The sequence below is a fragment of the Cyanobium sp. WAJ14-Wanaka genome (assembly GCF_024345375.1).
GTDB lineage: Bacteria > Cyanobacteriota > Cyanobacteriia > PCC-6307 > Cyanobiaceae > Cyanobium_A.
In genome coordinates this window covers 220,875-235,336 of sequence record NZ_JAGQAZ010000001.1, presented here as the reverse complement: position 1 = coordinate 235,336, position 14,462 = coordinate 220,875, and the positions used below count along the sequence as shown (strand labels likewise).

Genomic DNA, 14,462 nt, shown 5'->3' with positions numbered 1-14,462 from the left:
GCGGTTTTTAGAATTCACCCATGAGTGGATCCTTTTCCCAGCACTCCATCGCCCCCGCAGCCGTGCTGCGGGGTGAAGGAGCTTGGCAGCAGGCGATCGAGCCGATCAAGGCAATTGGCAAAAGGCCCCTGCTGCTGGGCCGCAGTGCCGCCACCGCCGCCCTGAGGCAGCAATGCCAAGGGGATTTGGAACTGGCTGGCCTGGTCTGCCACTCCGCCCAACTCCAGTTCGACTGCTGTGAAGACGATCTAGCCGCCCTCGCCCCCCAGGCCATCGCCGCCCAAGTCGATGCGGTGATCGCCATCGGTGGCGGCAAGGTGCTGGATGCGGGAAAACTCCTGGCCCATCGCCTTGGCCTGGCCTGCATCACGGTGCCCACCAGTGCCGCCACCTGTGCGGGCTGGACCGCCCTCGCCAACATCTATTCGCCCGGGGGGGCCTTTGAGGGCGATGTGGCCCTGGATCGCTGCCCAGATTTACTGGTCTTTGACCATGGCTTTGTGCGCCAAGCACCGCCCCGCACCCTCGCCAGCGGCATCGCCGACGGCATGGCCAAGTGGTATGAGGCCTCGGTGAGCAGTGGCGCCAGCAGCGATGGCATGGTGCAGCAGGCGGTGCAAATGGCCAGGGTGCTGCGGGACCAACTGCTGCTGGAGGCGGAAGCGGCGATGGCCGATCCCGATTCAGAGGCCTGGGTGCGGGTGGCCGAGGCCTGTGCCCTCAGCGCCGGACTGATTGGCGGCATTGGTGGTGCCCGCTGCCGCACCGTGGCCGCCCATGCCGTCCATAACGGCCTGACCCAATTGCCCGCCAGCCATGGGCTGCTGCACGGCGAGAAGGTGGGCTTTGGAATCCTGGTTCAGCTGCGCCTGGAGGAGCTGATCGGCCAGAACCAATTGGCGGGCCAGGCCAGGCGGCAATTAATTCCCCTGTTTCGGCAGCTGAAACTGCCCGTGGAGTTGGGCGATTTGGGCCTAGCCAACGCCAACTTGAACGAGCTCCAGCAGGCCTGTGCCTTTGCCTGCAGGCCTGGCTCCGACATCCACCACCTACCTTTTACGGTGGAAGCCAACGACCTTTTGGCGGCCCTGGTGAGTAGTGGCGCCACCGAACGGCAACCGGCTTGAACCAAGAGCTGCTGGCGGATCGCACCCAAACCTGCAAGCAATTGGTGGCCGCTGCCGCCGCTGGCCTGCTTGATCCCCAGGGGCGCAGCCTGGCTGCGGCGGTGCAGTGGTGGGAACTTTCGGGCCTGGCCGGCCAATGGCCCGTGGCGGTGCTGGGCCAGGGCCCACCGCTGCTGATGTTGCACGGTTTTGATAGTTCTTTTCTGGAATTTCGGCGCCTGGTGCCACTGCTTGCAGACAACTACCAGCTTTTCATTCCCGATCTTTTTGGTTTCGGGTTTTGCCCCAGACCAGAGCCGGCCCACTCCAATCCGGAGGCGGTGCTGGCCCATTTATCAAGCCTGGTCGATGCCATTGGCCTGCATCGGGGCGAAAGCAGCCCCGCCCCGATGGGCCTAATGGGCGCCTCGATGGGGGGATCGGTGGCGGTGGAGCTGGCCCGACTCCGGCCCGAACGCATCGCCCGCCTGTTGCTCTTGGCCCCGGCTGGTCTCACCGGTAAACCGATGCCACTGCCCCCCCTGCTGGATCGGTTAGGGGTGAATTTTTTGGGTCTACCCGGGGTGCGCAAGGGGTTGTGTAGCTCCGCCTTTGCGGACCCCGATCGGGATGTGGGGCCAGCCGAGCTGGAGATTGCATCACTGCACCTAAGTGCTCCAGGTTGGGCCCCCACCCTGGCCAGCTTTGCCCGCTCCGGCGGCTTTGCCGGCTGCGGCAGCCCCCTGCCCCAGCAACCGCTGGCCGTGCTCTGGGGCGCCAACGATCGAATCCTGAGGGCACCGCAAAAGCGGGCGGCCCTGGCCCTACTTGGCGATCGGGTGGAGGAGCTAGAGGCCTGCGGCCACCTGCCCCACATCGATCAGCCGGCCCGGGTGGCCCACACTTGGCTGAGCTCCCAAGCCTGCCCGTGAGTTCCGCCAGTTCAGGGCCCGTGATGCAGCTGCTGGCTACGGACGGCGGATTGGAGATCCGGGCGATCGGAGCAGGTGCCCAAATGCGCCTGCCCCTAGATGAGGGCATCAGGCTTGAAAGGGCCAGCCTCGAGGGGGGCATGGTGCAACTGCAGGGCAGCGCCCAAATCAGCATGGGCTCGCCGGCCTAGGCCCGCCAAACCAGGGGCAAGACCAGGGTCACCAGGGTGAAAACCACTGCGGGCACAAACAGGTAGCTATCGATGCGATCGAGGATGCCGCCATGGCCGGGGATCGCATCACCGGAATCCTTCACCCCCGCATCTCGCTTGATCATCGACTCGGTGAGGTCGCCCACCAGGGCAAACACCGCCACCACTGCACCAAGGCCGGCCCCAAGCAAGATCCCCCAGGGCCAACCCAGCAAAACTCCGCCGAGGCTGCCAACGGCGCAGGCACAGGCCATCCCGCCCAGGGCCCCCTCAATGGTTTTGCCGGGGGAAATGGGCGAGAGGGGATGGCGGCCCCAACGGCGGCCAATCACGTAGGAGCCAATATCCGTAGCCACGATCAGGAAGCAGGCCAGCAGGGTGAGGCCCAGGCCCGCACTGGTGGTAAAGCTCCAATTCGCCGTGGCGGGAGCCAGGGCCGTATCGGCAAGATCGCGCAACTTGATCCAGTGACTGGGCAGAAAACCCAGATAAAACAAGCCAAAAATTGAGGCGGCAATGTCGGCGATCGTGCCCGTGACTGGCTGCAGCAACAGCCAGCCGCAAATCACCGCGCCCGATGCCGGCAGGATCGCGGCCGCCACATCGCCGCTAAACCAGCTGCCACCGCCGTCGCCGCTGGCGGCCTGGGTGGTGATCAACAGCAGTTGCACCGCCACCAGGGTGGTCTTGGTGGCCGGTCGAATGCCCTTGAACTGGGCCATGCGGAAAAACTCCAGCAGGCCCAAATGCACAATCACACCCACGGCGGCGGTAAACCACCAACCGCCCAGCATCACCACCACAAAGCCAAAGCCCCCCGCCGCCCAACCGCTCAACAGGCGCGCCAGCGATGTGGCCTTACGGGGTTCACTGCCCATTACCGGCTTGCCCATCAACGTTCGGCGGCAATCAAAAACAGGGGCTCCGCCGCCGCCAGCTTGGCCTGGCTGCCGCGGCGCTGCATCCGGTGCACTGTCGCCTGCACCACCTGCAGATCCCTGGCCTGCAGCTGGCCAAGGGTGTCGGTGGCATCGACCAGGCCCTCCAGGCTGGCGGTGCTGATCACCAGGCGCCCCTCAGGCACCAGGGCCTGCCAAACCGCCAACAACACATCCCCCAGGGGCCGGCCCACCTCCAGCAGCACCCGGTCGGGGTTGGGGGGCAGTTGGCCTAAATCATCGGGGGCCTGGCCGGCATGGATGTGGAGATTGGCGATGCCAAAACGCTCCCGGTTGTGCTCCAGCAGGCGGATGGCATCGGGATCGCGCTCGAGGGTATGCACCGCACCCTTGGGCATCAACCGGGCTATTTCCAGGGCCAGGGCACCGGTGCCGCCCCCCACATCCCACACGAGTGAATCGGCCTGGGGGCGCAGGTGGGCCAGCAGCATCACCCGCAGCTCCATCGGCGTGGGGCTGAAACCAGGGGCGTGTTCAAAGGCCCCATCGGGCAAGCCGGGGGTTACGAAGTCCCATTGGTAGGCAGGGCCCGGCCCTTGCATGCTGCCTAGGTGGCCACAACCCTCACCGTATCAGCGATCTGCCCCGGCCACAGCCGCTGCTGCTGGGCAAGCCATTCGGCGCGGGCCAGATCGATCCGCTCACCGGGTACCAGCAGGGGAATGCCCGGGGGATAGGGACAGACCGGTGCGGCGGCAAGGCGCCCCGCCAAGGCCGCCAGGGGCACCAGGGGCACGATTTCTGAGGGGGCCCGCCAGGCCAGGCCCAGGTCCATTTCTGGCTCGGCCACCAGGGGCAAAGGTGGGGGCACAAAAGCCGGCAGGGGTGGCCCGCCCAGGGCCCGCCGCAGGGCCACAAGCTGGCGCCCCAATCGCCAGCGCAGACCAGGGGGCGGCCGCATCCCCAAACAAAAGGTGAGGGTGCCTGGCTCCGGCAGCTCGGCGATTACCCCCCGCCGCATCAGCCATTCGTCTGCCTCCAGGCCATTGATACCCATCGCGGCGGTGTGCAGCACCAGCCGCAGGGGGTCGGGGCTGGACACCTGCGGCAGCTCGAGCTGCTTTAGGTGCTGGCGTAGCCGCAGCCCGCGGGCCTCGCCGCGGCGGCGCTGGCGCTGGCCAAAGGCACTGGTGAGCTGGCCGAGGGAGGCCTGGGCCGAGGCCAGCAATAGGGCGCTGGGGCTGGAGGTTTGCAACCAGAGCAGGCTCCGCTCCACCGCCCCCACCTGGAGCCGCTGGCCCTGCAGCAACAGGGCCGCACTCTGGGCCAGGCCGCCGCCACTTTTCTGGCAGGAGAGCACCACCAGGTCGGCCTGGGCCGCAAGCGCCTCCCCGTAGCCATGGGCCTGGTCCACGAGCACGGGCAGGCCCAAGCGATGGGCCAGGGCCACCAGGGCCGGCAGATCGGCGGCCAGGCCCTGGTAGGTGGGGGAGACCAGGGCCAGGGCGGCAATCGGGCCCTGGGCCAGGGCGGCAGTGATTACCCGCTCCAGGTGGGCCGGATCCGGCTGCAACCACAGCCCCGTAGCCGGATCAAAGGGCAGATCAAACAGCACGGGCCGCAAGCCGCCCAGCAGGCAGCCATGCAACAGGGAGCGATGCAGGTTGCGGGGCAGCAGCACCCGCTCCCCCGGCCTTGCCAGGGCCAGCAGGGCCGCCTGCAACAGGCCACTGGCCCCATTCACCCCAAACCAGCAATGGCTGGCCCCAAGGGCCCGGGCAGTGGTGTGCTGGGCCTCGGCCACCCAACCATCTGCCACTAGGGGGCCGCCCAGCTCGGGCAATTCCGGCAAATCCCAACTGGCGGGGTGCTGGCGCAACAGTTGGCGCAGTTCCGGAGCCAGGCCCCGGCCCCGACCATGGGCCGGCAGATGGAGCCAGAGGCCCATGGTTTGGGGTTTTTGGTTTCTAGAGTCTCGCCAACTATTAGGCCGTTGCTTAGTTGGGCTCCTACTCCCCAGGTAAAGACCTGCGCTGGCTGCTACTGCGCCCCTGGGTCCTGGTCAGCCGCCTGGTGGTGGTGCTTTGGCAGCTCACCAGCCTGGCCCTGGTGCTGGTGGCCCAGGCCAACAGCCAGAGCCCGGATGTGCAAAAGCGGCTGGCAAAGCGCATTCTCACCACCCTGACCGGGCTGGGGCCCTGTTTCATCAAGGTGGGGCAGTCGCTCTCCACCAGGCCAGATTTGGTGCGGCGTGATTGGCTCGAGCAGCTCACCCAACTGCAGGACAACCTGCCCGCCTTCCCCCACGCCATTGCCCTGGCCACGATCGAGGCCGAACTGGGCGCCCCCGCCGACCAGTTGTTTGAAAGCTTTCCCGACTACCCGGTGGCCGCCGCCAGCCTGGGCCAGGTCTATAAGGCCCAGCTAGCTGATGGGCACTGGGTGGCGGTCAAGGTACAACGCCCCAACCTGCCCTACACCCTGCGCCGCGACCTGGTGATCATCAGGATCCTGGCGATCACCGTGGCCCCGCTGCTGCCCCTGAACCTGGGTTTTGGCCTGGGCGACATCATCGATGAATTTGGACGCAGCCTGTTTGAGGAGATCGACTACCACCAGGAAGCCGACAACGCCGAGCGCTTTGCCGCCCTCTTTGCCAACCAGCCGGAGGTGACCGTGCCGCGGGTGGAGCGGCTGCTCTCCAGTGGTCGGGTGCTGACCACCAGCTGGATCAATGGCACAAAGTTGCAGGAACGCCAAGCCCTCGAGGCCCACCAGCTCGATCCCACGGCCCTGATCCGCACCGGCGTAATTGCGGGCCTGCAGCAACTGCTGGAATTTGGCTACTTCCACGCCGATCCCCATCCCGGCAACCTGTTTGCCCTACCCGGCAGAACCGGGGTGCTGGGCCACTTGGCCTACGTGGATTTCGGGATGATGGATTCGATCAGTGATTCCGACCGCCTGACCCTTACCGGAGCGGTGGTGCACCTGATCAACCGGGATTTCAGGGACCTGGCGCTGGATTTTGTGAAGCTGGGCTTCCTCAATCCCAAGGCGGATCTCGAACCAATCATTCCGGCCCTGGAAGAGGTGCTGGGGGGAGCCCTGGGCGAAAACGTGGGGGCCTTCAATTTCAAGGCGATCACCGATCGCTTCTCCGAATTGATGTATGCCTATCCCTTCCGGGTGCCGGCCCGCTTTGCCTTGATCATTCGGGCCGTGGTGAGCCAGGAGGGCCTGGCCCTGCGCCTCGATCCCAGCTTCAAGATCATCCGGGTGGCCTACCCCTACGTGGCCAGACGGCTGCTGGCGGGCGATACGGCCGAAATGCGCGAAAAGCTGCTGGAGGTGATCTTTGATGCCAACGGCAGGCTGCGGCTGGAGCGGCTGGAAAACCTGCTCTCGGTGGTTGAAAACGACAGCGCCAACCCCGATCTGCTGCCGGTGGCTGGTGCCGGCTTGAAGCTGCTGTTGGGCAAGGGGGGCAGCAGCCTGCGCCAACGGTTGCTGCTCAACCTGGTGCAGGACGACCGCCTCCAAACCGAGGATTTACGGGCCCTGGCAAGTCTGCTTCGCCGCACCTTCTCGCCGCGCAAGCTGGTGGGAGGGGTGCTCAGGCAGCTCAACCCCATGGCCGCCTAGGGTCTGGCCCAATCGCATGCGCTGCAATGGCTCTGGCCCCGATCGACCTGAGCGAAGCCGCCCAGGACCTGGCCAGCGGCTATTACGGCGACCTCGACGACTACGAAATCCTGCTGGAGTACGCCCCAATCAGCCAGCCGCCTTACCTGGTGGCGGGCCTGGGTTTTGCCATTGCGGTGCTCTGCGGGCTCACCTTTGCCAAGTTGGTTCAAAACCGCCTGGAGGGCTGGAAGCAGGATCGCCTAGCCCTGCTGCCCCTGGGCACTGCCGCCATCACCATCCCCTACGGAGGCGTGATTCTGGGGGTGACGCTTTTTATCGGCGGCAGCCTGCAGGTGTTTGGCTTCTCCGCTGGAGTGGCCCTGCTGGTTTCCTTCGTGCTCTCCTTGGCCACGGGTGGCGCCCTATGGGTGCAGCTGGAGCGGCTGATGGGCCAGGTTCAAGACGGCACCTTCAGCGCCGTTGACTTCGACAACTTTGACCAGTTTTTCTAAGGCAAGACCAGCTACCGCCTCAAGCCACCAGATAGCCAATTAGCTCCGCCGAACGGCGGCGCAGTTCTTCCTGGGCGCGGCGCTCGAGGCTGCGGGTTTTGTCGCGGCTAATGCCCAATTCCTTGGCAATGGCGCTGAGGCTCATCGGTTCTTCCAGGCCGATGCCTGCCGCTATGCCGCCATTCATGCCGGCCGCACCAAGCTCACTGCCCGTATCGATCCCATAGCGCATCTTTAAAACCCTGCCCTGCAGTTCTGGCAGTTGCTCCAGCAGCGCCCGCAGGTCTCCCTTCAGGCATTCACCGTTCAGTTGATCCTCTGGCAGTTCACCATCACCCGCCAGTAAATCCAGCAGTTCGGTGTCGTCGCCATCTCCCACCTTTGTTTCCAGGCTCACCGGTTGGCGCGCCCGGCACAGCAGGTCCTTCACCTCCTCCTCCGGCAGCTCCACGTAACTCGCCAACTCCGTCACCGTCGGGGTACGGCCCAGCTCCTGACTCAGTTCCCTTTGGCCCTTTTTCAGCTTGTTCAGGGTTTCGGTGATGTGGATCGGCAGGCGGATTGTTCTGCTCTTTTCAGCAATCGCCCTGGTGATCCCCTGGCGGATCCACCAGTAGGCATAGGTCGAAAACTTATAGCCACGGGTGGGATCGAATTTCTCCACTCCCCTCACCAGGCCGATCGTTCCCTCCTGGATCAGATCCAGCAGTTCCATATTCCGCTTGGTGTACTTCTTGGCCACACTCACCACCAGCCGCAAATTGGCAGCCACCATCCGCTCCTTGGCCCGGCGACCACCCTTTAGTCGCTTCTTTAAAAGGGCAGCCTCCATGCCCGCAGCAGCTGCAAGTTGGTCCTGGCTGGGCTTGGCACCAAGCTTCTGCTCCAAGTCCTGTTCGATCTCCTCAATCGACATGAGCTCCTGCACCTGGCGGCCCAGGGTGATTTCCTGCTCATGGCTGAGCAACGGCACACGGCCGATGTCACGCAAATAGGAGCGCACAAGGTCGCCGCCCCCATCGCGGGAGGAAGCATCGGGGCCGAGCACGGGCAGAGAGGGCATTAAACCCCGGGGGTTACGAAACTAATTTGGTTCGTAAAGGTACCATCAATTCGCCGCGCTCCAACATGGCTGGATGGCCCGAGAGCGGCTCCAAAAATTGATCGCCGCCGCCGGGCTGTGCTCGCGCCGCAATGCCGAAGTCTGGTTGCGCTCTGGCCAGGTGCTGGTCAATGGCAGCGTTGCCCAGCTGGGAGATCGGGCCGATCCCAATCTCGATCAAATCAATGTGCAGGGCAGGCCCCTGGCCAAACGGCCCGACCCCTTGTTGATCCTGCTGAACAAGCCAGCCGGCGTGGTCTGCAGCTGCCATGACCCGGAGGGCCGGACCACCGTGCTCGACCTCCTACCCGACGATCTCAGCCAGGGCCAGGGCCTCCATCCCGTCGGCCGGCTGGATGCCGAAAGCCGCGGGGCCCTGTTGCTCAGCAACCAGGGCGACATCACCCTCAAGCTCACCCATCCCCGCTACGGGCACCGCAAGACCTACCTGGTCTGGTTGCGGGGCGAAGTACAGCGCACCCAACTAGAGCAATGGGCCCGGGGCGTGGAGCTCGATGGCCAAGCCAGCCAACCGGTGCAGGTGAGCATCCAGCAAACGCGCCCCAATGCCACCTGCCTGGAGCTGGTAATGGGGGAGGGGCGCAATCGCCAGATCCGACGCACCGCAGCCCTACTGGGCTACACCGTGCTGGATCTCCAGCGCCTGGCCATTGGGCCGATTGGGTTGGGGGAACTGCCGGAGGGTCGCTGGCGGCGCCTTGATCGCCAAGAATGGCGGCTATTGGCGCAAGCCCCCAATTAAGAGGATGGAACCGGAAGCGCCCAACGATCCTCTCCTGGCGCTTGGGGCCCAGCTGCGGGAGGCCCGCGAACGGCGGGGCCTCAACCTGCGGCAATTGGCGGAGGTCACCCGGATTAGTGCCGCCGTATTGGAGGCCCTGGAACGGGGCTGGGGCGAAAGATTGCCGGAAGCCACCTACCTGCGCACGATGCTGCCCCTGCTGGAGGGCCAGCTAAACCTGCCCGCCGGCTGCCTCGACGGCGTGCTGGCCTACGCCGGCGACCACGAAAACGAAAAGCCCACCGGCCTGCGGGCATTTCGCCTGCGCTCCCGCGCGATCACCCTCGGATCGATCGACGTCTTCACCAACTGGCATGGCACCTGGATCTATGGGGCGCTGAGCCTGGGCCTGCTCTACGGCATCAACCTCCAACAACAGAGGCTGGCCGCAGAGGGATTGCTGGCCCTGCAGCCGGTGCCACCCCTCAGCGCGACCCAGGCCCGCCAGCTCGCCAAACCCAAGGGGGAGCAACAGCTGCTGCAGCTCTACCCCGACCTACGGCCCCTGGAACTGGCAGCCAAGGGCCAAGCCCTGAAGCTGCTGCAGGCGGAGGCCCGCCAGCCCAACCGCGGCCAGCCAGGCCAGCCGGGCCAGCTACGGATCCAAATCAGCCAACCCAGCCAGATCACCCTGGAGAGCCAGGGCGGGGTGCGCAGCAAACTGCAGGCCAGCCAGGGGGAATTGGTTTTGCAGATCAGTCCCCCCTTCCGGCTCAGCCTCAACCCCGCGCCCAAGGCAGCTGGAACGATCGAGTGGAACGGCGAGGTGCTGCAGCCAGTGGATAGTGGCAAACCGGATGGGAGCAAAGCGGGTGCGGGCAAAGCGGTATTTGCCCTACCTGCTCAGCCGCGGCCGTAGCGACCAGCCGCCTGGCCATAGGCCTGCAGCGCCCCTTCCAAGCTGGAAAGGGGTTGGTTTAGCCGCCAGGTCCAGTTCCCAGAGCTGGTGCCGGGGGTGTTGAAGCGGGCTTCGTCGCCCAGCTCCAGCAGATCCTGCAGCGGCACCACCGCCAGGTCGGCGGAGGTGGCGAGGGCCAATTCCGCTAGCTGGCGGGCAGGGGATTGCACCTGGGCAGCCATTGCCTCACCAACTCGGCCCTGGGATTCGGGGTCCAGTTGTTGCCACCAGCCCTTGGTGGTGGCGTTGTCGTGGGTGCCGGTGTACACCACCCAGCGGCGCCCCTTGATGTTGCTGGGCAGGTAGGGATTGGCCTGGTCGCCATCAAAGGCAAATTGGAGGATCTTCATCCCCGGCAGGGCAAAACCATCGCGCAGGTGCTCCACCGGCGGCGTGATCACCCCCAGGTCTTCAGCGATTAGGGGAAGCCGGCAACCCAGGGAGAGCCAAAGCAGGCCCAGCAGGGGCCAGCCGGGGGAGCGGCGCCACACCCCGTGCTCAGCAGTTGTGGCTCCCCCAGGCACGCACCAAAAGGCCTGCAGGGCCCGGAAATGGTCGAGCCGCACCAGATCAAAAAGGGCCAACTGGCGCCGCAGCCGGGCCAGCCACCAACCAAAACCCGTCAGCCAATGGCGGGGCCAGGCGTAGATGGGGGTGCCCCAAAGTTGGCCGGTCTCGGAGAAGTAATCCGGCGGCACACCGCTCTGGGAGCTCAAGCTGCCATCTGCAGTGACAGAAAACAGGCCTCGATGGCACCAGACATCGGCGCTGTCATGGGCCACATAGAAGGGCAAATCCCCCACCAGCCGCACCCCCTCAGCCTTGGCATGGCAGCGGAGTTGGTCCCATTGGCGCTGCAACTGCCACTGCACCAGGGCTTCAGCCAACAGCTCCGGCCGATGCTGCCGCGCCAACTGGCGCAGGTCCTGGCCCCGGCGCTGGGCCAGGGGCTGGGGCCACTCCCACCAGGGACGGCCCGCCTCAAGGCGGCGGATCACCACAAACAAACAGTGGTCGTCTAGCCAGTGGCGCTGCCGGCGGCGCCAGGCCTGGAATGCCCGCTGGCGCCTTGCCCCCTGGCCAGCCCAGCGCCGTTGCAGGGCCTCGCCCAGGGCCTCGATGCGTCCAGGCAGGCCCCCCAAATCAAGCCGGCCTGGATCCTCAACAGGCAGCTGGTTCAAGGCCGCCAGGTCTGCATCGGTCAGGAAACCCTCAGCAGCCAACACCTCCCCATCTAGGAACCAGGGATTGAGGGCCGAACCACTGGGGGAGCTGTAGGGGGAACCGGTGCCATCGGGGGGGGCCAGGGGCAGCAGCTGCCAAACCCCCACCCCATGGCGGGCCAGCAGGCTGATCCATTCGTGGGCCGCCGCCCCAAAGCTGCCGCAGCCACCGGGGCCCGGCAGGGCCGTGGGGTGCAGCAAAACGCCGGCTTGTCTCATGGATTGGCCTGTTTCATGTAGTTGGGAGGCGGTAACGGCCGACGATTTTTTTGGCAAAGGCCGGGATTTGGGCCTCGGCCTTTTCAGGATGGTGCCGCCGCAGCCAAAGGGCATTGCGGGTGAAGTGGGAATCAATAGAAAAGCGGCCGTATTCGAGGCCCCTGGGGCCCACATTGCGCACGATGCAGCCCACCAGCTCTGCCAGCCACATCGGCAATTTGAGGGCCTTGTCGTAGGCGTCTATGCCCTGTTGAACCGCCGCCTGGCGCTTACCCCGGCTGGTGGTTGGGGCCACGTCGAGCTCAGCCTCCACCAAATCCAGCAGCTCCTGCCCCCTGGGATTGCGCACGGTGAGCCACTGGCGGCCAAAGGTGGCGCCCATGTAGCCAACCACCAGGTCGGCCCCGGCATTGGTGTAGTCAAAGCAGCTCAAACAGCTGGGCGCAAAGACGTCCTTGAGCTTGGGAGTGTCGAGCCCAAAGAAGGGCACCGTTTCCTCGGTGCCATCGCTGTGGCGGAAGTGGATCCGGAAATCCTGCATGAACTCGTAGTGCACCACGGTGCCGGGGGAGCGACTGGCGCTTTCCAGGAAGGTTTGGAGCCCCTCCCGGCTGACGTTGTCGACGCAGGGCAAGCCGAGCACGTAGAGCTGATCTAGGGGCAGGCTGGCCTGCACCGCCCGCAGGGCCTGGATCTGACAGCCCACCCCAATCGCCATTAGGCGTCGAATGCCACTGCCCGGCAACTGCTCCAACACCTCGAGGTTTGGCGAGAGGGTGGGCTTATTGACCCGGGCCGCCATCACCTCCTCGGCGGTACGCGCCAAAACCGGCACGGGCGTGAAGCGGTCGTCTGGGCTTTGGCCCACACAGAGCACCGCATCCACCAGGCCAGTCTCCAGGGCCCGCACCCCGATCCGACTGACAATGCCGGTCCACTGGGCGCCCTCAATCGGCTGCTCGAGGCGGGCCGTGAGCATCCGCTGACTGACGCCGAAATAGAGCTCGTCTTCGTTGTCGAGGTCGCGGCTACGGCCATGGACCCGCTCCTCCATTGGCTCGATCTGCTGGTTCAAAAAGGCACAGGCCTGGCGCACATAGGCAACCCAGCGGCTATCACAAAGACCGCACTGGCTGCAGAGATCCTTGGCCGGATAGGTGCTTCCCTTCGCCAAGGGCTTGGCCCGCTCATGGGGAGCTCTTGAAACCATGGCAGCCCTAACAGCTCAGCAAAGCTATCGGGTGTGGGGCTGGGGAGCTGGGCAGCTTGCACGGGTAGCTGGGTCAAAGTGGTGCCACCTCTTGATCACGGGCGCCCCCAGCCCCGCCATGGCCCCCCGCTCCGCCCAACCCAAGGAAGCCGAAGCAAAGGTCGCCAAAGCAAAGGCCGCCCAGAAGGGCTCTCGGCGCCGGCGCATCGCCACCCGTCTGGGTGCTGCCGGCCTGGGCTTGATCGGCGGTCTCGGCTTGCTGGCCCTGGTTTGGCCAGAGTCGGATCGATCCCTAGATGCCCTCAAAAATCTCAACTCCGCCGATTTGGCCAAGGCCCCGATGCGACCAATCACCCTGCTGGTGATTGGTCTGGATGCGGAGCAAGTCGGCGATGGCCTCAACAATGCGGCCCCCTTGGGGCCCGCCAACAACGATGCCCTGCTGTTGATTCGCATCAATCCCCAGGGGCCACTGCAGGTGCTGACGGTGCCCACCAGCCTTGGGGTTCAGCTGCCAGGCCAAAAGGGGCCCCTGCCCTTGGGCAAGCTCTACCGGCTGGGGGGAGCCGCCCTCAGCGCCGATGCGGTGCGCGAACTGGTGGGCCTGGGGCCCCAAGAACCCGAGCGCTACCTGGTGATCAGCCGGGCGGGGCTGCGCAATCTGGTCGATGGGCTGGGGGGCGTGAATGCCAACCCGCCGATGGAAATGCGCTACAGCGACAGGAAACAACAGCTCAAAATCAAACTTGACAGCGGCCTGCAGCAACTAAAAGGCCGCCAGATCGAGCATCTGGCCCGCTTCCGGGACCCCTTGCGCCCAGATGAAAGCCGCCAGGAGCACCAACAGGAGGTGGTCAGCTCCCTGCTGCAGGAGATGGCCATTCAGGAGCAACTGGTGCGCATCCCCGGGTTGGTGAGGTCCTTGAAGGGGCAGGTGGGAACCAACCTCAGTGAATCCGAAACCCTGAGCCTGCTGGCGGCGGGCCTGGCAAACCCGGAGGGGGTCGAGTTTTCATCGATCCCCCTGGCACCCGTCCCGCAACCAGCCGCCCAACCCGCCACCAAATCAGCCGCCAAGCAAACCACTCCGCAGATCTCCCCGCAGCTGACTCGGGTGGCGAGCACCGCCCCCTCACCCCTCTGGCCAGCCCCCCCTGCCCCTGGGCCCTAGTCCAGGCGGGAGCGCAGGGCCAGGCCAAAGGCCGAGCGCAGGGATTCAGCAGGACCATTCCCCAGCCAAGGCAGGCCATCGGCCCGGCGCAGCTCCGGCTCCCAGGGCTCTCCCCACTGAACCAGGCCCACCAAGGGCACCTGCCACTGCATCAATAGAGCCGTCATCGCTGCAGGCAGGCCGCTCTGGCATTGGGCGGCACTGAGCACCAAGAGCACCGGCTGCCGCCAGGCCCCCAGGGCCTCGGCCCAATGGCCGCCGCTGGGCAGCAGCAGGCCTGGATCTAGGGGCAACCCCACCAATTCACCGGCTCCCGCCGCAGCCGATCCCGATTCCGGTTGGGCCTGCAGGAGCGCCAGTTGCTCATTGGGCAGGTCGGAGGGCTCCAGGCCCGCCCAAAGCCCATTCCAACTCCAGCCCAGGGCCAAAGCCAGGGGTTCAGCCAGGTCGGCCTGGAAGGAGCGCACCTCCCCAAGGGGACCAGCACTTAAAACCAGTAAACGGCTCATCGAAATTTTGGCTGACTTGGCCCCCTCGCTTCTACCATCA

Annotated in this window: 15 protein-coding genes; 8 read left to right on the top strand and 7 right to left on the bottom strand. The window is 65.5% G+C overall.

Annotation, left to right across the window (positions count from 1 at the left end; genetic code table 11):
* The first annotated feature begins 20 nt into the window (after positions 1-20).
* From KBY49_RS01390 to KBY49_RS01380, 3 genes are read left to right on the top strand one after another with little or no spacing between them, the layout of a single operon-like run.
* On the top strand, positions 21-1,127 hold the full coding sequence (locus tag KBY49_RS01390) for an iron-containing alcohol dehydrogenase family protein (RefSeq protein WP_254932986.1): 1,107 nt from the start codon (positions 21-23) through the stop codon (positions 1,125-1,127).
* Positions 1,124-2,038 (top strand): alpha/beta fold hydrolase, encoded by a 915-nt coding sequence (locus KBY49_RS01385; protein WP_396099165.1) that lies wholly within the window; start codon positions 1,124-1,126, stop codon positions 2,036-2,038. The genes KBY49_RS01390 and KBY49_RS01385 overlap by 4 nt, the downstream gene beginning before the upstream one ends.
* Complete coding sequence (locus KBY49_RS01380) at positions 2,035-2,229, top strand: hypothetical protein (protein WP_254932985.1); 195 nt, start codon at positions 2,035-2,037, stop codon at positions 2,227-2,229. The genes KBY49_RS01385 and KBY49_RS01380 overlap by 4 nt, the downstream gene beginning before the upstream one ends.
* Here KBY49_RS01380 and KBY49_RS01375 read toward each other — a convergent pair.
* Genes KBY49_RS01375 through KBY49_RS01365 form a run of 3 tightly spaced genes read right to left on the bottom strand, consistent with a single transcriptional unit; the run spans position 2,226 to position 5,097 of the window.
* Complete coding sequence (locus KBY49_RS01375) at positions 2,226-3,128, bottom strand: phosphatidate cytidylyltransferase (RefSeq protein ID WP_254932984.1); 903 nt, start codon at positions 3,126-3,128, stop codon at positions 2,226-2,228. The genes KBY49_RS01380 and KBY49_RS01375 overlap by 4 nt on opposite strands.
* A gap of 14 nt (positions 3,129-3,142) precedes the next feature.
* Positions 3,143-3,751: a precorrin-6Y C5,15-methyltransferase subunit CbiT gene (gene cbiT, locus KBY49_RS01370; RefSeq protein ID WP_254932983.1), complete on the bottom strand. Its 609-nt coding sequence runs from the start codon at positions 3,749-3,751 to the stop codon at positions 3,143-3,145.
* Between the two features lie 5 nt (positions 3,752-3,756).
* Complete coding sequence (locus tag KBY49_RS01365; protein WP_254932982.1) at positions 3,757-5,097, bottom strand: aminotransferase class I/II-fold pyridoxal phosphate-dependent enzyme; 1,341 nt, start codon at positions 5,095-5,097, stop codon at positions 3,757-3,759.
* 53 nt (positions 5,098-5,150) lie between these two features.
* Between KBY49_RS01365 and KBY49_RS01360 the strand changes: the two genes are divergently transcribed.
* Positions 5,151-6,794 (top strand): AarF/ABC1/UbiB kinase family protein, encoded by a 1,644-nt coding sequence (locus KBY49_RS01360; RefSeq protein WP_254932981.1) that lies wholly within the window; start codon positions 5,151-5,153, stop codon positions 6,792-6,794.
* 26 nt (positions 6,795-6,820) lie between these two features.
* Positions 6,821-7,288: a hypothetical protein gene (locus KBY49_RS01355; protein ID WP_254932980.1), complete on the top strand. Its 468-nt coding sequence runs from the start codon at positions 6,821-6,823 to the stop codon at positions 7,286-7,288.
* A 19-nt stretch (positions 7,289-7,307) separates the two neighbouring features.
* Here KBY49_RS01355 and KBY49_RS01350 read toward each other — a convergent pair whose 3' ends face one another.
* The gene (locus KBY49_RS01350; protein WP_254932979.1) at positions 7,308-8,351 is read right to left on the bottom strand and encodes an RpoD/SigA family RNA polymerase sigma factor; all 1,044 of its coding nucleotides are present in this window, start codon (positions 8,349-8,351) and stop codon (positions 7,308-7,310) included.
* A gap of 73 nt (positions 8,352-8,424) precedes the next feature.
* Here KBY49_RS01350 and KBY49_RS01345 point away from each other — a divergent pair, with 73 nt between their 5' ends.
* Positions 8,425-9,153: a pseudouridine synthase gene (locus KBY49_RS01345; protein ID WP_254932978.1), complete on the top strand. Its 729-nt coding sequence runs from the start codon at positions 8,425-8,427 to the stop codon at positions 9,151-9,153.
* Positions 9,110-10,051: a RodZ family helix-turn-helix domain-containing protein gene (locus KBY49_RS01340; protein ID WP_254932977.1), complete on the top strand. Its 942-nt coding sequence runs from the start codon at positions 9,110-9,112 to the stop codon at positions 10,049-10,051. Before KBY49_RS01345 ends, KBY49_RS01340 begins: the two co-directional genes overlap by 44 nt.
* On the opposite strand, the gene malQ is transcribed toward KBY49_RS01340, so the two are convergent.
* Both malQ and KBY49_RS01330 read right to left on the bottom strand, forming a co-directional pair.
* Positions 10,036-11,532 (bottom strand): 4-alpha-glucanotransferase, encoded by a 1,497-nt coding sequence (gene malQ, locus KBY49_RS01335; RefSeq protein WP_254932976.1) that lies wholly within the window; start codon positions 11,530-11,532, stop codon positions 10,036-10,038. The genes KBY49_RS01340 and malQ overlap by 16 nt on opposite strands.
* A 13-nt stretch (positions 11,533-11,545) precedes the next feature.
* Complete coding sequence (locus KBY49_RS01330; RefSeq protein WP_254932975.1) at positions 11,546-12,742, bottom strand: Coenzyme F420 hydrogenase/dehydrogenase, beta subunit C-terminal domain; 1,197 nt, start codon at positions 12,740-12,742, stop codon at positions 11,546-11,548.
* Between the two features lie 91 nt (positions 12,743-12,833).
* On the opposite strand from KBY49_RS01330, the gene KBY49_RS01325 reads away from it, so the two are divergent.
* Positions 12,834-13,913 (top strand): LCP family protein, encoded by a 1,080-nt coding sequence (locus tag KBY49_RS01325; protein WP_254932974.1) that lies wholly within the window; start codon positions 12,834-12,836, stop codon positions 13,911-13,913.
* Here the strand turns inward: KBY49_RS01325 and KBY49_RS01320 are convergent.
* Positions 13,910-14,422 (bottom strand): hypothetical protein, encoded by a 513-nt coding sequence (locus KBY49_RS01320; protein WP_254932973.1) that lies wholly within the window; start codon positions 14,420-14,422, stop codon positions 13,910-13,912. The two genes, KBY49_RS01325 and KBY49_RS01320, sit on opposite strands and share 4 nt — an antisense overlap.
* Positions 14,423-14,462: the final 40 nt, after the last annotated feature.